This window comes from Columbia Basin potato purple top phytoplasma, assembly GCF_028595955.1.
In the GTDB taxonomy this organism is placed as follows: Bacteria; Bacillota_I; Bacilli_A; order Acholeplasmatales; family Acholeplasmataceae; genus Phytoplasma.
Map to the genome: position 1 here is coordinate 1 of NZ_JANHJP010000050.1, position 362 is coordinate 362.

Here is a 362-nt window from a genome sequence, read left to right on the forward strand (position 1 = left end):
ATAAGTTTTATCAAAGCGAGAAGGATCTAATTCAATATAATGAGCGTTAACTTCGCCACTTAAAGCTTCCATTAAATGACTTTTCCCTGTTCCTGGAGGACCATATAATAAAATGCCCATGGGTCTTAAATTGCGATAACCAATAATATGCTTGGGAGCGTTAAAATAATGAATAATATTAGCGAATTGTTCTTTTTCTTCTTCCATACCGTAGACATCTTGGAAGGTTTTTTTCTTTTTCGGTTCAACCAAAGGATTATTATGTTTTAAAGCTGTAATTTCTCTCGTAATCTTTTTAATTCTTTGGTCGAAAGAGAATAATTGTTGATCTAAGAATAACTGATAATTTTTTAGTTTTTTCG

1 protein-coding gene is annotated in these 362 nt (G+C 31.2%); it reads right to left on the reverse strand.

The window, feature by feature from the left end; all coding sequences use genetic code 11:
• Nucleotides 1-362: AAA family ATPase (locus M8044_RS02530; protein ID WP_273585472.1), on the reverse strand; the 362-nt coding region annotated here is incomplete at both ends.